Source organism: Verrucomicrobium sp. BvORR106, assembly GCF_000739655.1.
Taxonomy (GTDB): Bacteria; Verrucomicrobiota; Verrucomicrobiia; order Verrucomicrobiales; family Verrucomicrobiaceae; genus Verrucomicrobium.
Genome location: NZ_BATR01000137.1, coordinates 69,023 through 87,003, shown reverse-complemented (window position 1 = coordinate 87,003; position 17,981 = coordinate 69,023). Strand labels below are relative to the sequence as shown.

General features: G+C 60.0%; 15 protein-coding genes and 1 tRNA gene. 10 read left to right on the top strand and 6 right to left on the bottom strand.

Features of this window, described 5'->3' with window-relative positions; translation table 11 throughout:
- Positions 1-201: 201 nt before the first annotated feature.
- Together BV106_RS25825 and pssA are read right to left on the bottom strand one after the other, a co-directional pair.
- Positions 202-711, bottom strand: coding sequence for a pyridoxamine 5'-phosphate oxidase family protein (locus BV106_RS25825; RefSeq protein ID WP_051946336.1), 510 nt, complete (start codon positions 709-711; stop codon positions 202-204).
- A gap of 64 nt (positions 712-775) precedes the next feature.
- On the bottom strand, positions 776-1,645 hold the full coding sequence (pssA, locus tag BV106_RS25820) for a CDP-diacylglycerol--serine O-phosphatidyltransferase (protein ID WP_038169513.1): 870 nt from the start codon (positions 1,643-1,645) through the stop codon (positions 776-778).
- A 418-nt stretch (positions 1,646-2,063) separates the two neighbouring features.
- Here pssA and BV106_RS36255 point away from each other — a divergent pair, with 418 nt between their 5' ends.
- The 3 genes from BV106_RS36255 (at position 2,064) to BV106_RS25805 (ending at position 5,028) form a co-directional block, all read left to right on the top strand.
- On the top strand, positions 2,064-2,618 hold the full coding sequence (locus tag BV106_RS36255; RefSeq protein ID WP_265596070.1) for a hypothetical protein: 555 nt from the start codon (positions 2,064-2,066) through the stop codon (positions 2,616-2,618).
- 147 nt (positions 2,619-2,765) lie between these two features.
- The gene (locus BV106_RS25810) at positions 2,766-4,094 is read left to right on the top strand and encodes a gluconate:H+ symporter (RefSeq protein WP_265596069.1); all 1,329 of its coding nucleotides are present in this window, start codon (positions 2,766-2,768) and stop codon (positions 4,092-4,094) included.
- A 409-nt stretch (positions 4,095-4,503) separates the two neighbouring features.
- Positions 4,504-5,028 (top strand): hypothetical protein, encoded by a 525-nt coding sequence (locus BV106_RS25805; protein ID WP_038169511.1) that lies wholly within the window; start codon positions 4,504-4,506, stop codon positions 5,026-5,028.
- Between the two features lie 820 nt (positions 5,029-5,848).
- Here BV106_RS25805 and BV106_RS25800 read toward each other — a convergent pair.
- From BV106_RS25800 to BV106_RS25785, 4 genes are all read right to left on the bottom strand, one after another.
- Entirely contained in the window at positions 5,849-6,301 is a 453-nt protein-coding gene (locus BV106_RS25800; protein WP_038169509.1) for a hypothetical protein, read from the bottom strand.
- 107 nt (positions 6,302-6,408) lie between these two features.
- Entirely contained in the window at positions 6,409-7,824 is a 1,416-nt protein-coding gene (locus tag BV106_RS25795; RefSeq protein WP_265596068.1) for a sulfatase, read from the bottom strand.
- A 430-nt stretch (positions 7,825-8,254) separates the two neighbouring features.
- A tRNA-Lys gene (locus BV106_RS25790) sits at positions 8,255-8,326 on the bottom strand.
- A gap of 55 nt (positions 8,327-8,381) precedes the next feature.
- Complete coding sequence (locus tag BV106_RS25785; RefSeq protein WP_051946333.1) at positions 8,382-9,104, bottom strand: HAD-IA family hydrolase; 723 nt, start codon at positions 9,102-9,104, stop codon at positions 8,382-8,384.
- A 216-nt stretch (positions 9,105-9,320) separates the two neighbouring features.
- Between BV106_RS25785 and nusA the strand changes: the two genes are divergently transcribed.
- From nusA to BV106_RS25750, 7 genes are all read left to right on the top strand, one after another.
- Positions 9,321-10,574, top strand: a complete 1,254-nt coding sequence (gene nusA / locus BV106_RS25780) for a transcription termination factor NusA (RefSeq protein WP_038169507.1) — start codon at positions 9,321-9,323, stop codon at positions 10,572-10,574.
- A gap of 81 nt (positions 10,575-10,655) precedes the next feature.
- A complete protein-coding gene (infB, locus tag BV106_RS25775) occupies positions 10,656-12,968 on the top strand; it encodes a translation initiation factor IF-2 (protein WP_038169505.1) in 2,313 nt (770 codons plus the stop codon).
- A 102-nt stretch (positions 12,969-13,070) separates the two neighbouring features.
- Positions 13,071-13,547: a 30S ribosome-binding factor RbfA gene (gene rbfA, locus BV106_RS25770; RefSeq protein ID WP_051946332.1), complete on the top strand. Its 477-nt coding sequence runs from the start codon at positions 13,071-13,073 to the stop codon at positions 13,545-13,547.
- A gap of 141 nt (positions 13,548-13,688) precedes the next feature.
- Positions 13,689-14,669 carry a bifunctional oligoribonuclease/PAP phosphatase NrnA gene (locus BV106_RS25765; protein ID WP_038169503.1) on the top strand — a complete coding sequence of 327 codons (981 nt, stop codon included), beginning with the start codon at positions 13,689-13,691 and terminating at the stop codon, positions 14,667-14,669.
- On the top strand, positions 14,647-15,375 hold the full coding sequence (truB, locus tag BV106_RS25760; protein ID WP_038169501.1) for a tRNA pseudouridine(55) synthase TruB: 729 nt from the start codon (positions 14,647-14,649) through the stop codon (positions 15,373-15,375). Before BV106_RS25765 ends, truB begins: the two co-directional genes overlap by 23 nt.
- Before the next feature lie 106 nt (positions 15,376-15,481).
- Positions 15,482-16,414 (top strand): bifunctional riboflavin kinase/FAD synthetase, encoded by a 933-nt coding sequence (locus BV106_RS25755; protein ID WP_051946331.1) that lies wholly within the window; start codon positions 15,482-15,484, stop codon positions 16,412-16,414.
- 80 nt (positions 16,415-16,494) lie between these two features.
- Positions 16,495-17,961 (top strand): MBOAT family O-acyltransferase, encoded by a 1,467-nt coding sequence (locus tag BV106_RS25750; RefSeq protein WP_038169499.1) that lies wholly within the window; start codon positions 16,495-16,497, stop codon positions 17,959-17,961.
- Positions 17,962-17,981 lie beyond the last annotated feature (20 nt).

The window sequence follows — 17,981 nt, the reverse complement described above, 5'->3', positions numbered from 1 at the left end:
CATGATGCTGGTGCAGAAGCTCCTCCTGGCGCTTTTCCCTTGCGACGTGCTCTGCCAGCCCTGTGGCATCGGTAATCGTGTCCGTTTTCATATTGGCGTATGGGTGGGGGGGTTAAGATTGCAAGCAGGCAAGTCCGAGCAGGACCGCCAGTCGCCCGCCTGCGACCTCAAGAACGGTCCTGAAGGGTGGAGTGGCCGTTCTTAAAGATGGACGACGCCGTGCTCCTCACCTTCCTCGATGCGGGGCTGTCGTCCGGCGACATAGGCTGCGGCCGACTCCATGAAGGACTTGATCTTGCGAAAACCGGAATTGTCCCAGAACTCTCCGTCCTCGGGAATGACGGAGATCAGCACGAGATCGGGGTCCTCAACACCATCGGGGAACCAGACGCGGAAGGGCTCCTTCCAAATGGCTTCCGTCTTGGCGCGATTCTCCACCAGGGTGGCGCGCCCGCTGAGGGTGAGGTAGGCATCGTGCTCCCGCTGGCAGATCACCAGCACGCGGGTATCCGTCTGGATCTCGTGCGCCTTGGCAGACTCCCGGTGGGTGAGGAACCAGATGCGACAATCGGGCTCGATCTGGGCGATGGCCATCGGGCGTGCATGAAAGGAATCCGCCTGCCCATGAGTCACCAGCATGGCTGTGGAGAATCTGCTCAGCAGCCGACGGAAATGCTCCTGCTGCTCTTCCAGGGAGGGAAGCGTTTTCATAACTTGAAATCGGATCTCAATCCGCCTTCGGCCGTCTGGCTTCAGGGTTGGGGCAGGCTGAACTCTAGATCAGGGAAGCGGGGTCCTCCGTGCTGTCGTCACGCCGTGGGGCGGGAGGGGGCGCTTTGGCCGACTTTTCCTCCTCGTCCTCTTCCTCCAGTTGCTGTCGCCATTGACGGGAGATCCAGGGCCGCACCAGCCCGTAGGCCAGATAGGAGACAAAGAGCACCATGGGCATCCACTGCCAGTACCGCACGGTGAAAAAGAGGACCAGGATGCTCACCAGCACCCAGTGGAAGGAGCGGCGCGTGCGGAAGTTCACCGCCTTGAACGAGGGGTACTCCACATTGCTCACCATGAGGTAGGAGAGTGCCATCATCAGCACGGGCAGGGCATAGCGCCAGCGCCCGATCTCGCGATTGGAGCCGTCCAACCAGAGCAAGAAAAGGGTGAGGGACACGATCACCCCCGCGGCGACGGGAATAGGACAGCCCCGGAAATGGGTGGAGCCTCCCTGGTGGGGCATGGCGGCGAGGCAGTTGAATCGCGCGAGTCGCATGGCACCGCAGACGAGATAGATACAGGCGATCAACCAGCCCAGACCGGCCATCGATTGCTCAAACTCGGCCAGCACGATGTCGTGCATCAGCAGGGCCGGGGCCACGCCGAAGCTCACCACGTCCGCCAGTGAGTCGAACTCCCGACCAAAGGAGGATGACTGTCCCGTCATGCGCGCCAGGCGACCGTCCAGGAGATCGAAAAAGCAGGCCAGCAGGATGAGGCCGATGGCCCAGATGTAGCGCTGGTGCCCGTCGTCTGGCTGGAACCTGCCCACAATGTGCAGCGAGGCGAGGAAGCCACACAAGAGGTTGCCCGCCGTCATCAAATTGGGCAGGACGAATATCCGGGGCTCGCGTTCAGCGGTGTCTGACATGGATGGGTGCCTCAGGAAGGTTGGTGGGGGTAGGACGCCCGCTGTTCATTCAAGCGGATCAGGAATTTAGCCCGGGGCTAGTCTCCAGTGTATCGCTGGAAAAAGCGATCACGGATGCTGGAAAGATGGAGGAGGGGGCTGCGAGCATGGCCTTTGAGGAAGGATGTTTTTGCAATGGGAAGTGTGACGGATATGGATGCGAGTCATGGACGACAAGAAAATCTTCCGTCATGTCTGGGTAACAGCTGGGACCAGCGAGCTCTGGTGCGACCCAGGTGATGCCCACAGCACCTACCGGTCCATAGAGGGACCTCTGCTCCCAGAAATTGGTGTGGAAAATTTGCAACAGCATGGGCCGTGGGTGTGGCCTATTTCTGAACACGAATCTGCATTGGTAGAGGATGGTTGTGTGCTGCAGATGAGTGAGCACGGCTCCGCTGATCTGACCGTCGTGCGCAACACTGTGGCCAAGCTGGGATTGAGAGGGTCGGAGACCTTGGCGCGTCTTTTTGAAGACTCCGCTTTCCAGTCGAGAATCCTCACCTGCACCGGGTGTTACCTTGAGCTCTCAGAGCAGTTGGTACCCATCCCCACCCGCGGTGATTCAGGCTCCGATGGATACTTGTTAAGATTTCTTCATGACTCGCAGTGCTGCTACATTTGGTATCTGTGGTTGAGCCCCAGGGAACCCGCCGGTGTGGTGGCTGCACCGTACTTCTACGAGAAGGAATATTTCGATGCCCTCCAGGACGAAGAGGCACCGGTGGAGTATGACAAGGCCTTCAAAGAAGCAGTGCTGTGTGCCCACTCCCTGGAGGAGTTTCTCTACCGGTTCTGGATCGAGAACCAGATCTGGTATGCCCAATACAGAAAGCTGTCTCTGTCACCCTTGATGGCCGGCTATCTTGCCACGGCGCAGGCGAACCGTCGTGCAGATGTGGGAGGCGATACAGAGCGGGGGTTCGAGGTGTAATTTGACGCCGGGCCTCGGGTGCTGGCAGAGAGCCTGGAGGCGGTCGCCACCCGCGCCCCAACCCCCGGAGCCATGAGTAAAAACTTTCAATAAAACTAAACCGATACTTTATTGACGGAGCGTGGCGCTGCTGTCTTTATCAGCGCCGTGAGTCCGGAATCTATCAACCTGTTGTCACTCTCCCTTGGGGCGGTTGCCGTGCTGATCTTGCTGATCGCCTGGCTGCGTCTGAACGCGTTTTTGGCCCTGTTGTTCGCCGCCCTCCTCATGGGCCTGGGCGCGGGGATGACCCCGGCCAAGGTGGCCACCGCGTTTCAAGACGGGATGGGGGCTACTCTGGGCGGCATTGCCGGGGTGCTCGGTCTGGGCACGATTCTGGGCGGCATGCTGGCCGTGTCGGGCGGGGCCGAGGTGTTGGCCGTGCGATTGGTCAAGATCTTCGGGCCCAAGCGTGTGCACTGGTGTCTCATGATCCTGGCACTGGCCGTGGGCCTCACCACCTGGTTTGCCGTGGGCTTGGTCATGCTGGCCCCCATTCTCCTGACCCTGGCAAAGGAGACCAAGGAGCCTTTCCTCAAGCTCGCCATCCCCATGCTGGCGGTGCTCTCCATCATGCACGGCGTCATGCCGCCGCACCCTGGCCCGCTGGTGGCCATCGAGGCCCTGCATGCGAACCTCGGCAAGGTCATGCTCTGGGGCCTGGTGGCGGCCATTCCCGTGGCGGCCATCTCCGGACCCATCTTCGCCAAGTGGGCGGTGAAGAACGTGGAGGCCTCCGCGCCCCCACCGGTGGCGGCACCCTCCACCGAGAATGAACGCCCCAAGCCCTCTCTTCGTGCCACGGTGGCCGTGCTGAGCCTTCCGGTGATCCTCCTTCTCAGCCAGACGGCCGTCGAGCTCTGGCCAAAAGCACCTGAAGCACTCAAGAACATCGCTGGGGTGATCGGCAATCCCACGGTGGCACTTGGCTTGTCAGTCATCTTTGCCTCGATCCTCTTCCGATTTAAGCGTGAGGAATCCCTGAAAGTGGGAGAAAAGGCCATCGCCACGGTGGGCATGACCCTGCTCGTCGTCGGTGGTGGTGGTGGCTTCAACCGCGTGCTGCGTGAGAGCGGTGCGGCCAATGCGATCGGTGAGATGGCCATGGCCTTCCACCTGCCCACGCTGGTGTTTGGCTGGCTTTGCGCCGCCCTTATTCGCGTGGCCACCGGCTCCGCCACCGTGGCCATCACGGCCGCCTGCGGTCTCGTGGCTCCGCTCATGGTCAACTCCCCGGGCGTCAATCCGGAGCTGCTCGTTGTAGGCATCGGCTGTGGCTCGCTGTTCCTCTCCCACCTGAACGACGCCGGCTTCTGGATCGTGAAGGAGACGCTCGGCCTCTCCGTCTCTCAGACCCTCCGCACGTGGACCCTGACCGAGACCCTCGTCGGCATCAGCGGTCTGCTCGTGACCCTGGCGTTGGACGCGGTGTTTTAAGTCTGAGACAGCTCCCATAGAACGTGGTCAGTAAAGGGAGTGAGGGACATTCCTGTCCCGGTCCGCCCCAAGCGTCCCAACACATCGCCTTGCATCCCCGAGGCCAAACCATCAGGGGCTGTAGGGCAAGCGCTTCGCTTGCGGCGAATGTCCCCTGGGACAGGGTAACCGAAGCGGTCGCCCTACAGCCCAGGGCGAATGGGAGGCGTGGGTGAGAGGGCGACTTCCTGGGACGTTTGTTGCGGTCCGGGACAGAAATGTCCCTGCCTCCTTTTACTGAACTTCGCGTGCAGCATGCGCGTCGATGCACCAGCTCAGTTCTTGTGTCATCCTTACGGCGTACAGATTTTTGCTGATTGACTGGCAAAACGGTCGTGCCGTAACATCCGTTCCAATCTACACACTCCATATGAAAAAACTCCTCACCTGCTTCGCCGCCTTTGCCCTCATTCACGCCACCACCCTGCGCGGTGCGGATCTTGATGCTCTGCAGAAGTTCCCGGCCATTGTCGGCGTGCTGAACATGAAACCCGTCACTCTGCAGGTGGGGGAGGGGAAAGACACCTGGTCCCGGGTGCCGGACCAGCTGACCAATCGGAAGGCCATCATCTTCAAGCCTGATGGAGGGGTGAACGGGGTCGCGGACATCACCGTCGTGGAAGAGGGGTGGGTGCTAATCGCGGTGAACTACGACTACCAGGGCAACAGCGGCGGTGACTGGGACAAGGAAATCTGGACCGCCCGCAACTTCAAAAGCAAGGGATGGACTCAACTCTCTGCCAAGGAACTCGGCGGAGAGCTCGTCAAGTCGGACGGCCGAGCCCAAACCATCTTCGCCAAACGCCTCAAGAAGGGCACCAAGGAGCGCATCCGGTGCAACAAGTACGATCCTCCGTTTGTGATCATCCTGGACAAGGCGGGGAAGCCGATTTGATTCCTTGAACTGGTGGTGTGGAGTTGGTTGGTCGGGGGGGCAATTGATGAGATCTGGGACAAGATTGTCCTCGTTCCCTCTACTGATGTCCACGCCCAACACGACTTCGGAGTGGCGAGCCCTGCGTTTGCCGCGAGCGTTCCCTGATGTGGCAACTGGCAACTTCTCAAAACGACCTTTGCCGGATGAGTTTGGGGAACGCACGCATCTTGCGTGTTGTTCGCGGCATCTTGCCGGGAACGTCAGTCAGCGTGGGGCCTCGCGAGGTGCAACCAAGCATCCATGCCACATCGCCATTTGAGCGGGCGTTGAAGATGGTGGGAGGGAAAGCGGATGCTGTCGGCCTTCTCACCTGAGTATCATCGTTGGACGGCACCCAACGTAGACTCGCTGGAAGCTCGCCAACGTTGGGCTTTTAGCCGCATCCTCTTCGAGGAAGAACTCCGACTGAGCGCGTGGAAGACGTCGGTTCAGCCCGTCTGCAGTTTATCCCTGAAGGGGATATCTGGCACAGCCCAGTGGCTGGACGAGCCTCAAGGGTACTTCCGGGGAGGATGATCAGGTGGGGAGGCCGACAGCATCCGCTTTCTCCCCACCGCCATCAATGCCTCCACGTCAGATGGACGCGATGTCATCTGTTGCCTGCCGTTCGCGGCAAGATGCCGCAAACAGCACGCAGGGATACGTGCGCTCCCCGAGTTTCCTCCGCCCCACACCCCACTCAAGGATCCATCAGCTCCCGTTGCTCCCGCAGCCAGGCATCCAGCTCCGCTCGCAACGTGTTCAACCGATCGGCCTGCGCGGGATCTTGCGGACCGGTTCATTTCGATTTCATCGCCCTTTTTTTCAAGTTTTCCAGATGTTCGGAATGTAGCGGGCGTCCATCCGCCCCCTTGGCGACGTTGCTGAACTCGATAAAGACAAACCTCCAGGTGCCGTCGAATTCGGATGGCACCTTGGTATCGAGGAAACGCGTGCTCTGGGTGAACAGTTCGGGGTTTGGCGAGACCGCCAGCGCATTCATCAAAGTGATGAAGAACCCTTCCGTGATCCGGTTGATAGTCTGATCTTTTTCGGTCGGCCTTTTATCGCCTTTCGCCCAATCTTCCGACCACGCTTCGTATTCGGCCATGATCCCTTGGGCCGATTTGTCGATGGATATCAATAGCGGTTCTTTTTTCCAATCCGCCTCACTTCTAGCGGGTGGGGATCCGCAGGCTGCGGCAAGAAGCAGTTGCCACAAAATGATCGAATATGGTAGATGCGCTTTCATGCCTGTAGCTTTCCTGTGTAGATGAATTGAACGGTCATGGTTTGGGCTCCATCCACGCTGCCTCCGGTTCAATGGAATGTCATAGTATCCGCGTTCCTCACCTCCACTCAGGGCCTCATCAACTCCCGCTGGTCGCGTCTCCAATCATCCAGCTCCGCCCGCAACGTTTTGACGCGCTCAGCTTGCGCCGGGTCTGCGGCGAGGTTGTTCAACTCAAACGGGTCATTGACCAGATCGTATAGCTCGACGGCGGGACGATGATGGTAGCGATTGACCTTGGCGGCGATGGCGGGATCCGTCTCCGCGGCCTTCTCCCAGGTCTCCCAAAAACCGCCCCAATAGCCGGTGCCATTTCCTTTGGGGGCGAGGTCGATGTGAGTCGTGTAGTTGGCTTCTGGCGTAAGGTTCTGGATCAGTTTCCACTCTTGCGTGCGGATGCTGCGCATAGGGTAGTTGTTCATCTTGCCGTCCGCACTGTGGGTGGTGAGAATGCGGTCGCGCGCCACCTTGGTCTGGCCGCGCAGGACTGGTGCAAAGGATCGGCCGTCGATGCCCTCAACGTCCGTCGCGAGTTCCCAGTTCGCCATGTTGCGGACCGGCGGCGGCTTCCCGCCCCCCAGATCCACGAGAGTGGGCAGGATATCCACCCAGCTGACCATGGCGTCCACCCGCGATCCCGGGGCAATCACGCCAGGCCAGGACACGACCATAGGAACCCTGATGCCTGCGTCATAGCAGTTCCACTTGCCAAAAGGGAACTGGGCACCGTGATCGCTGGTCATCATGAAGGCCACCTGGGTACCCAGTGTCTCTTTCACCGTCGTCATCACCTGTCCGAGTTCATCGTCCATACGCTTCACCGCTGTAGCGTAGGCGAACCGGGCGCGACGGGTCTCCGGGGTATCGGCTTGGGAAGGGGGGAGCTCAGCCTTGCTCAGATCCGCATCCGCCGGTGGCGCGGGCCAGGGGACATGAGGCCAGTTCGAGCCGACAAAGATGCACAACGGCTTTTCACTCTTGCGCTGCTTCAGCCACCGGATAGCCGATGGGATGCCCTCAGGATCGTGAAATGTGTCGTGCTCGAAATGATCGAACCCATAGTCGGCCGTGTGCTTGTAGTGGGACACCTTGCCAAAGGACACGACCTCGTACCCAATCTCCTTTAGATAGGCTGGGAGCTTCTTGATCGCCGATCCCGGCTTTGAGTGGTTCACCTGGGCCCCATTGTGCGCCGGCGTCAATCCGGTCAGCAATGCGGCCCGGCTCGGGGCGCAACTGGGTGAGGCGACAAAGGCATGCGAGAACGTCATCCCTGCCGCGGCCAGTTTAGTGAGGTTCGGGGTGCTAACGTCTTTTGCCCCCTCGGATTCGGAATCGAGGAAACTATAGTCGTCCGCCAGGAAGACGACGAGATGAGGCGGGTGCCCAGATTCCACAGCGGTTTTTGGCTCCTGGGCGTGACTCGTGGCGGTACTGAGCAGGGTTGCGGCGCCTACTACGAATGCCAGTGCCAACAACTTCAATGAGCGTGAGGTTTGAGATCCAAGCCGCAAGAAGGAACTTGGAATCATGCCTGCTGTCCACTGAAAACGAGAGTCGCTTCGCTGCATGGCGTGATCCCAGCAGGAAACAAGTGGCCGCGCAAGTCATGACGTGTGGCCCACCTCGCGGACCTGGCACCGGACAAGGGATGTCTAGCTTCATTTAGACCCTCCCAACTCTCACACGATCAACGGGAATCTACTGTGAATCATCCTGTCTCAATGACCCGAGCATGTGGATTCGAGATAGGAGTTGGTGCGGACTGAGTATCTGCTTCGCTCAAACCAGCGGTGGATTGCTGCCCGGGAAAATTGTTTCAGCGAACGGGGCTGCACACATGTGGCATGCTAATCCCTGGCGGCAGAATGTGTCCCTCGAAGTATTTCCTCAATTCTAGTTTGAAGGAAAAAGTGCGTGGGCTGGGGATCGAACCCAGGACCAATTGGTTAAAAGCCAACTGCTCTACCGCTGAGCTACCCACGCGTTTTGGAAGGGGAGTTTTAGATATGCATTTCTGAGCTTGGTGCAAGTATCAAATTCACTTTTTCGCATTTTCTTTTTCATCGTCTCGGGTGGGCTTGGTGTTGGCGCCGAGTTCTGTCACCAGAGTGAGCAGGGTGGTGCCGGGGCGGTCCACGAGTCGCGAGTGCATACCGGCCTGTTGTGCGCCTTTGAGGTCGCACTTCCGATCGTCACCCAGATGGAGGCATTCACTGGCGGGGACGCCGGCGGCAGCGAGAGCTTGATGGAAGATGCGCGGGTGGGGCTTGCTGGCTCCGACCTCGCTGGAGACAAGGATGCGCTCGAAGCGGGAGGCGATGTCGAGGTCCTCCAGAATGGTGAAAAGGCGGCGGTCGAAATTCGAGAGAACGAAGAGCCGGTGGGAATCGCGGAGCTGGTCCAGGGCGGGGAGGGTGTCCTCGTACAGTTCCCAAACGCCGGGCTGGGCAAAGTGAGCGTACAGTTCCTCAAAAAGCGGACTCAGCGTCTCATCCGGTAAAGGGGCGCCGGTGACGGTGGCGAAGGTTTGGGAGACCAAGGCGCGCCACCAGGAGGCATCGTCATCGGCAGGAGGCTGGTCCTCGGGGTGGAGGAGGGGAGGCGTCGCCTTCCAGGCCTGGCGGAAGGCGGTCTCAACCGACTGCGGTTCGACTCGAATCCCGTGCTGGGCAGCGATCCTGGCATAGGACTCGCCCACGGGTTCTCGCAGGCGGATTAGGGTTCCGGCCGCGTCGAAGAAGACACACGAAACAGGGGGCATGCGCCGCTTGTCGCACGCGCTATTTCGTTCTGCCAGAGAAAGCTACGGCAGAGTTTGGTACATGAAGCCATTTTAGAGAAAACACTTGCCACATCCTCACAATCGAGTACTTTTATCGTTCCTTTCCGGGGCGAAGACTTGAGAGCGAATCTCCTGACGCAAGAGTGGGACGAGTCCCGCTCTTTTTCGTCCAGGACAGGCAGCCCTCAAAGTTTTATGGTCAGCGAACTCAAAGCCCTGTTTGAATATTACGAGAAGGAGAAGGGAATCGACCGTTCCAAAATGGTTGATGCCCTTCAGAGCGCCTTGCTGGCCGCCTCGAAGAAGAGCATCGGTCCTGCCCGGGAACTGCGCATCGAGATTGATCCCGACAAGGGTTCCATCCGCGCGTTTGCGCGTTTGCTGGTTTCAGAGACCGTTGAGAACCCCTTCGAGCAGCTTTCCGTCAAGCATGCCCGCAAGCTGAAGGCCGACGCCCAGCCAGGCGACGAAGTGGACATCGAAGTCACACCCAAGGACTTCGGTCGCATCGCCGCTCAGACTGCCAAGCAGACCTGGATGCAGCGCCTGCGGGAGGCCGAGAAGGCCAACCTGTATGACGAGTTCAAGGATCGCACCGGTGACGTGGTCAGCGGCACGATCCGTCGTTTCGACAAATCTGACGTCGTCGTGGACCTCGGCAAGTTCGAGGGCATCATGACCTCCCGTGAGCGAGTGCCCACGGAGGACTACACGTCTGGTGATCGCATGCGTTTCTACGTCAAGGCGGTGGAGAAGAGTACTTCCCGGGGTCCGGAAATTATTCTTTCCCGCAGCCACCCGAACTTCGTGCGCCGGTTGTTTGAATTTGAGGTCAGCGAAATCGCCGACCGCACCGTGGAGATCGTGAGCATCGCCCGTGAGGCGGGCTACCGTACCAAGGTGGCCGTGCATAGCGCAGACGACAAGGTGGACCCGGTGGGTGCCTGCGTCGGCCTGCGTGGCGCGCGCGTAAAGAACATTGTCCGTGAGCTCAACAACGAGAAAGTGGATATCATCCGCTGGAGCAAAGACGTTGCCGAGTTCACCAAGGAGGCGCTCAAGCCCATTAAGATCCTCTCCATCAAGGTGGATGAAGATCATAAGCGGGTGCTGCTCACTGTCAGTGAGGAGGAGCTCTCCAAGGCCATCGGCCGCAAGGGGCAAAACGCCCGTCTGACGTCCCGTCTCATCGGTTACGATCTCGTAATCGAGAAGGACGAGCACGCAGCCAAGGTGTTTGAATCCCATGTGGAGGAGGCGGTGCATCGCATCGCTGCTGACCTCGACATCGACAGAAACATCGCCCGCAAACTGGTGGGTGAGGGCTTCTCTGACCTTTCCAACTTTGCCGGTGCAGACGCCGACGATATCGCCCCCATGCTGGACGGCGACACGGAGCTTGCACAGCAAATCGTGGACAAGGTGGCCGCCTTCACTTCTGGTTCGTAATCGTTATTTCACCGATCTTTCGCCAATTTTCTTCAGCATCGCTCGTTCCTCTTTCAGTTTTTGAACTTTTCCAACTCTCGCATGGCAAACAAGCCCCCGTCATCCTCCAAGTCCGTCAAGCGCACCTCTTCCACCGAGGAGGCGCAGGGAGCGTCTGCGCCCGCGGCAAAGAGTTCCGGCAAACCCGGGGCGGTTTCGCTCATCGACGACGACGGCAGTCCCCGGAAAAAGCGTACGGGCGAGCTTAAGACTGGCTCTGCCTTTGCCCCCCTGGGCTCCCGCCCCCAGCAACCGGTGGTGCCTGTGGGCAAGCCTGCCTCCGCCACGCCAGAGCCTCCGAAAAAGACGCTGGATCAGGTGAAGGCTGAGGCGTTGTCCTTGTTTGACGAGGTGGAAAAGAAGGAAGCCCGCCGTGTGCGTCGTGCGGAGGAGGGGCCGAGCGAGGCTCCTGTCCGCCCGTTCCAGGTGACGTCTTCCAAAGTGTTGCCGCCCATTTCCCTCCTCCGTCATGAGGAGCCGCCGGAGCCGCCAGCGCCCGTCAAGGCTCCTGAGCCTGAGGCTCCCGTTGCGGAAGCGCCTGCCAAGCCTGCGGAGGACAATGCGGAGTCCAAAATCATCCACCTGAAGCCGCCGATCATCGTCAAGGAACTGTGCGAACGCATGGGCCTGAAGGTGTTCCACGTCATCAAGGATCTCATCGAGTTCAAGGTGTTCGCCAAGGCGGATACCGCCATCGAGCCTGACATCGCCGCCAAGGTGTGTGAGAAACACGGCTTTGTCTTCGAGAAGGAGAAGCGCGAAAAAGGCGCTGGCATCCACAAGGTCGAAGAGAAGATTGAAGAGCCGCCACCACCGCCGCCTCCCAAGGCTGAGGAGAAGGATGTGTTCGAGCTTCGTGCTCCCATCATCACCTTCATGGGTCACGTGGACCACGGCAAAACCTCGCTCTTGGATGCGGTCCGCAAGACCAGCGTCACAGCAGGGGAAGCTGGTGGGATCACGCAGCACATCGGTGCCTACAGCGTCAGCTACAACGATCGGCCCATCACTTTCATCGATACCCCGGGTCACGCCGCCTTCTCAGAGATGCGCGCCCGTGGTGCCAACGTCACGGACATCGTCGTGCTCGTGGTGGCAGCGGACGACGGCTTCATGCCGCAGACCGTGGAGGCTCTCAACCACGCCAAGGCGGCTGGTGTCACCATCATGGTGGCGATCAACAAGTGCGACCTGCCCGCTGCGAACTCCATGCGAGTGAAGCAGCAACTCCAGGAAGCCGGTCTCATGCCGGTGGAGTGGGGGGGCGAAACGGAAGTGCTGGAAGTTTCCGCAACGAAGGGCATCGGCATCGACAACCTGCTGGAGACCATGTCTCTGCAGGCTGAAGTGCTCGACCTGCGTGCCAACGCCAAGGCTCCGATGCGGGCTACGGTCATCGAATCCCGCATGGAAGCCGGTCGTGGCCCCATGGCGACGGTCATCGTGCAGAACGGCACCCTCAAGGTGGGTGAGCCCTTCATTTGCGGCCCTTACTGGGGCAAGGTGAAGAGCCTCATCAACGATCGTGGCCAGACCATCAAGGAAGTGAAGCCCGGCATGCCTGCCGAGGTGGTGGGCTTCAGCGGTCTGCCCAACGTGGGCGACGAAGTGGTGGAGATGGACAACGAGCGTACCGCCAAGCGCCTGAGCGAAGAGCGGCAGGAAGAGATCCGCCAGAAGAAGCTCGCCGCTCCGCGTCGCAGCACCCTGGAGGCCCTCTTTGCCAACCTCGAAGCAGGTGCGAAGAAGACGCTCAAGATCATTCTCAAGACGGACGTGCAGGGCTCTATGGAGGCCATCTCGAAGTCTCTTATGGAGATCAAGAGTGACAAGGCGAAGGTGCAGATCCTGCACAGCGCCGCCGGCCCCATCTCTGAGAGCGACATCCTCCTTGCCAGTGCCTCTGACGCCATTGTCATCGGCTTCAACGTGAAGGTGGAATCCACTGCAGTGGCGGTCGCCCGACGTGAAGGCGTGCAGGTGAAGCTCTTCAGCATCATCTATGAACTGCTCGATCAGATCAAGGAGGCCCTCCTCGGCCTGCTTGATCCGGAGACTCGCGAGAAGGTCCTTGGCCATGCCAAGGTGAAGGTCGTCTTCAAGCTGACCCGTGGTCGTGTCGCTGGTTGTGTGGTCACGGACGGACGTCTGGACCGCAAGGCCCGCGCTCGCGTCATTCGTGGCAACCAGCCCGTGTACGACGGCTCCATGGACACACTGCGCCGCTTCCACGAGGAAGTGCCGGAAGTTCGCAACGGTCTCGAGTGCGGTGTCCGCCTTGGCGGCTACCAGGAGTATGAAGAGGACGACGTCATCGAGTGCTACGAGCTCGAGAAGATCCAGCAGACGCTCTAAACGGTCGCCCTCACGATTACGATCCATCCCGGGGTTCGGGATTGTCCATGGGCTTCAGGCCCGGGAATGTCCGACCCCACAAACTTCTTTTCAAATACCGACATGAACCACCGCCTCTCGCGCGTCCGTGAGCTCATCAAGCGCGAGTTGGGGCCCATCCTGGACCGCAACTTCACTTTTGCGGGCTCTGTGGTGACCATTCACGAAGTCGATGTCACCCCGGACTTGAAGCAGTGCTTCATCTACGTGGGGATCCTCGGCAGGGAACACGCTGCGCCCAATATCGTGCGCAAGCTCAATGAGAACCGCGGCCTGGTCCAACGGGAGCTCTTCAAGCGAGTGATCCTCAAGAACTCTCCGTCGCTCACCTTCAAGTACGACACCTCCATCGAGCGTGGCGTGCGGGTGCTGACTCTCATTGAGAATCTCCCCGAGCCGCTTCCTGACGAAGAGCCCGTGGCTGAAGACGAATCCAAAAAGGATGACGTCAAAAAAGGAGATGGGGAGATTGAAGCGGGTGCTGAAGAGGAGGGGGACCACGGCGACGCCGCGGCTTCCCGCCCTGGCAAGTCCCGCTGATCACCGTTGCTTTTTGGTCCGTCCCGGCCAGAGCTGAACCGTCTTCACTGTACGGTGGGCAAGGCTGCCCCTTGATCCCGCGGGCTTCCTGAGTTCTGTGCGTGTCGGTCTTCCTGCTTCTTCCCCCTCACTTCTCCAGCTATGAATGACAGCCTGTCCCATTTGGGTGCCCTGCTTCGCGATGCGTCGAGGATTGGCATAGCTTGTCATGTGCGGCCAGATGGGGATGCCATCGGCAGCATTGTGGCACTGGGGCGTAGTCTGCAGCTGATGGGCAAGGCGGTCTCGATCCTGTCTGAGGATGGCGTGCCGCCCAACCTGACCTTTCTGTCTGGCTCGGATCTTGTGCAGGTCTCTCAGGCCGTGCCTCTGGAGCTGGATGTGGCGGTCGCCTTGGACACCGCTGCGAAAGACCGCCTGGGCGAACGGACGCTGACCGCGTTTCAAAACGCACCCGTGCTGATCAATGTGGACCACCACGGCACGAATCCGCGCTACGGCCATTTCAATCACATCGACAGTGCCTCGCCTGCGGCGGGACAGCTGGTTTATGAACTGTTGCAAGTCAGCCAGTTCCCCATGGATGCGATGGTGAGGGAGAATCTCTTCGCCGCCATCAGCACGGACACTGGCTCCTTTCAATACAGCAGCACCAATCCCCGCACGCATCGCATCGTGGCGGAGATGATGGAGGCAGGGCTGGACACTGCCGCCCTGGCCACCCAGCTCTACCAGACGAATCCCTTGCGTCGCGTGCTCTTGCAGAAGGCGCTGCTCAACGAGATGAAGTTCACCTGCGGGGAGCGGGTGGCAAGTTGGGTGCTGAGCCAGGCCCTGCAGCAGGAGATTCAGATCCTGCCGGGGGATACCGAGGGGCTCATCGACATCATGCGCTCTATCGAGGGCGTGGTGGCCGCTGTTATCTTTGAAGAATTGCCTGACGGACGCATACGGGTGAGTTCCCGGTCCAAAGATTCACGCGTCAATGTCTCACGGGTATGCAGTGAGTTTGGCGGTGGAGGCCATGTCATGGCTGCCGGGGCACGCCTGCCCGGGCCGGTGGCAGACGCAGAATTACGTTTCCTTGAAGCACTAAAGAATGAAATCGAACGAACCGATTAGTGGAGTCCTCCTGGTAGACAAGTCACCTGACATGACGTCGCACGACGTGGTGGCAGTGGCCCGCCGATGCCTGAACATCAAAAAGATCGGCCACTGCGGTACGCTCGACCCCATGGCCACCGGGATGCTCATCCTGGTCATTGGCAATGCCACGCGCATCCAGGACCTCCTCATGAGTGAGGACAAGGAGTACACCGGTACCGCGAGGCTGGGTGCCACCACCTCGACCCAGGATCGGGAAGGGGAGATCATTGAGGAGAAGGAAGTGGCTGCGTTCACGACCGAGCAGATCAAGGGCGCCTTCGACACCATGCGGGGTGATTTTTACCAGATCCCGCCCATGGTCTCCGCGATCAAGAAAGACGGCGTGCCGCTCTACAAGCTGGCTCGTCAAGGCCAGGTGATCGAGCGCGAGCCCCGGCTGGTGCACGTGTTTGACTACGAACTCACCCGCGTGGAGGTCCCAGAGATCGACTTCCGCGTGGTCTGCAGCAAGGGGTTCTACGTTCGCACGTATGCGCATGACGTGGGCCAGCACCTCGGTTGCGGCGCTCACCTGAGCGCCCTGCGCCGCACCCGCTCCGGCCACTTCACCTTCCAGCCCGGCAAGTTCACCACCTTTGACGTGCTCAAAGAAGGTCGCCGTGATGAAGCTCTGGCGGCCATGTATTCCTTGTACGATGTGTCGAAGCTGAGGGGGGCGTAGGATTTGGTAAGTGGTTAAAGGTAAGTGGTAAATGGTTCAGGATCTCAAGCGTGACCGCGCTTCTTTTCTGATTGCGTCCAACGGTTGAACCGTTCTGATTGACCCCATGCGGACTCACCCCTCCATCGGCGACCTCCGGGCTCTTCGCGGCCCGGTGGCGTTGGCCATTGGGGTGTTTGACGGGGTGCATCTCGGCCATCAGGAGGTGATTCGGGCGGCCATGGACCATGCGGCCACCCATCATGGGACGGCGGTGGTCATGACGTTTGATCCCCATCCGCTGCGGGTGTTGCGTCCAGAGTCGGCTCCCCGGCTCCTGTGCAGCACCCGGCACAAGCTTCAAATCCTGGAGCAGCTCGGCGTGACGGATGTGCTCATTTGCAAGTTCACGCCGGACTTTGCCAAGACGGATGCCGCCACTTTCGTTGGCGCGCTGAGCCAGAGCTGCCAGCCGCTGGGTTTCATCTCTGTGGGGTACACCTGGAGCTTTGGGAAAGGCCGAGGAGGCAACATTCACCAGCTCATGGAGCTGGGGCGGGATCTGGGCTTTGGCGTCTATGGGGTGCCGGAGGTGAAGCTTGGTGAAGAGGTCGTCAGCAGCACGCTCATCCGTGAAGCTGTGCGTGGGGCGGACTTCTCCCGGGCTACTGAGCTGCTCGGGCGCCCCTACACGGTGCTGGGGGAGGTGGTGGTGGGGCGTCAGCTTGGCCGCACCTTGGGCTTTCCCACGGCCAACGTCCGGGTGGAGAATGAAGAGCTGCCGCCCACTGGTGTCTATGCCGTGCGGGCCCGGCTGGATGGTCGGGACCTGCCTGGCGTGGCGAATCTGGGGGTGAGACCGACGGTGGACTCCAGTGGAGAGCGCTCGCTGGAGGTGCATCTCTTTGACCAGAGTGGCGACTTCTACGGGCACCAGATGGAGGTGACCTTCGTCCAAAAGCTCCGGGATGAACGGAAGTTCGACGGACTGGACGCGCTGAAAGCGCAGATCTCCCAGGATGCGGTTCAGGCGCGAGAAGTGCTGCGGGCCATGGCTTGAGGCACTGGGGTTGACTGTCCTCCCGGTCAGAGGGTGGCAACTCCCCTTGACCCATGGGCATTCCCGTTTAAGTCCAGCGCGTGGTTTTTAGTTCGCACATCTTCATTTTCTATTTCCTGCCCCTGGTAGTTTCCGGCTACTACCTGCTGCTGGGCCTGAAGACCAACACGACCCTGCGGCACCTGTATCTGACCATCGCGGGGATGATCTTCTACGGCTGGTGGAACCCGTGGTTCGTGCTGCTCATGCTGGGCACTACGGCGCTCGACTACAACCTGGGCCTGATGATCGCGAATGCGGACAAGCTCAAGGAGCGAGGGGGGACGGATGAGGATGTGCAGCGGCGGAAGAAGCTGGGAGTGGTGCTTTCCGTCACCTCGAACCTCGCCGCACTGGCCTTCTTCAAGTACACCGCGTTCGCCGTGGATTCCGTCCAGGGCATCTCCTCCGCTATGGGGTGGGGCAGTGTGGCTGTGCCCGCCTTTTTCCAGAACATCATCCTGCCGGCGGGGATCTCCTTCTACGTCTTCCAGAGTCTGAGCTATTGTGTGGACCTCTACCGTGGCCATGCCAAGCCGGCGCACTCCTTCCTGGACTTCACCTGCTTCGTCTCGCTCTTCCCGCACCTCGTGGCGGGGCCCATTGTGCGTTACGGCATCATCGATCACCAGATGCGCCACCGCGTGCACACGGTGGAGGGCTTTGCCCTGGGGCTTACCCGCTTCAGTTTCGGTCTCGCGAAGAAGATCCTGCTGGCTGATCCCATGGGGGCCATCGCTGACAGTGCCTTTGGCAGCGGGGCGGGCTCTCTCACCACCCTGGCGGCCTGGATCGGTATCGTGGCCTACGCCTTCCAGATCTACTTTGACTTCAGCGCGTACTCGGACATGGCCGTCGGTCTGGCCCGGTTGCTCGGCTTCTATTTCATCGAGAACTTCAACTCGCCGTACAAGAGCGTCAGCATCACGGACTTCTGGCGGCGCTGGCACATCTCCCTCTCCACCTTCCTGCGAGACTACCTCTACATTCCGCTGGGGGGCAACCGGAAGGGGCGGGCGCGCACTTACGTCAACCTCATGCTCACCATGATCATCGGTGGTCTCTGGCATGGGGCCTCATGGAACTTCGTCATCTGGGGGGGCATTCACGGCGGCATGCTGGCGCTGGAGCGCCTCATGGGGAAGAACTCCTTCTATGGCAAGGCGCCTGCCGTGGTGAAGATCCCGCTGACCTTCTTCATCCTGCTGATCACTTGGGTGTTCTTCCGTGCGGAGAACTTTGATGTCGCCTGGCGCTACCTCGGCACCATGTTTGGTCAGGGCAATGCCGTGGCCACCTCGCTGCTGCTGGAGTCTGAACTGCTTCGTGGGTTCAATCTGTTCCAGTTCTGCATCTGCGCCTTCGCCGTCTGGTTTATGCCCAATACGCAGACCATGCTGCAGCGATTCACCTTGTGGAAGGCGCTCATCGGCGTGCCGCTCTTCCTGCTTGCCGTCACGATCATGGTCACCCGTGGCCACAGTCCGTTTCTGTACTTCCAGTTCTAGTCTCGTCGGAGTTTTTCCGG

Bases quoted from the DNA above. Each gene is read 5' to 3' on its own strand.
- BV106_RS25825 (WP_051946336.1), bottom strand. From the start codon at position 711: ATGAAAACGCTTCCCTCCCTGGAAGAGCAGCAGGAGCATTTCCGTCGG.
- nusA (WP_038169507.1), top strand. From the start codon at position 9,321: ATGGTCAGCGAACTCAAAGCCCTGTTTGAATATTACGAGAAGGAGAAG.
- pssA (WP_038169513.1), bottom strand. From the start codon at position 1,645: ATGTCAGACACCGCTGAACGCGAGCCCCGGATATTCGTCCTGCCCAAT.
- BV106_RS25805 (WP_038169511.1), top strand. From the start codon at position 4,504: ATGAAAAAACTCCTCACCTGCTTCGCCGCCTTTGCCCTCATTCACGCC.
- rbfA (WP_051946332.1), top strand. From the start codon at position 13,071: ATGAACCACCGCCTCTCGCGCGTCCGTGAGCTCATCAAGCGCGAGTTG.
- BV106_RS25755 (WP_051946331.1), top strand. From the start codon at position 15,482: ATGCGGACTCACCCCTCCATCGGCGACCTCCGGGCTCTTCGCGGCCCG.
- BV106_RS25785 (WP_051946333.1), bottom strand. From the start codon at position 9,104: ATGCCCCCTGTTTCGTGTGTCTTCTTCGACGCGGCCGGAACCCTAATC.
- truB (WP_038169501.1), top strand. From the start codon at position 14,647: ATGAAATCGAACGAACCGATTAGTGGAGTCCTCCTGGTAGACAAGTCA.
- BV106_RS25800 (WP_038169509.1), bottom strand. From the start codon at position 6,301: ATGAAAGCGCATCTACCATATTCGATCATTTTGTGGCAACTGCTTCTT.
- BV106_RS25765 (WP_038169503.1), top strand. From the start codon at position 13,689: ATGAATGACAGCCTGTCCCATTTGGGTGCCCTGCTTCGCGATGCGTCG.
- infB (WP_038169505.1), top strand. From the start codon at position 10,656: ATGGCAAACAAGCCCCCGTCATCCTCCAAGTCCGTCAAGCGCACCTCT.
- BV106_RS36255 (WP_265596070.1), top strand. From the start codon at position 2,064: ATGAGTGAGCACGGCTCCGCTGATCTGACCGTCGTGCGCAACACTGTG.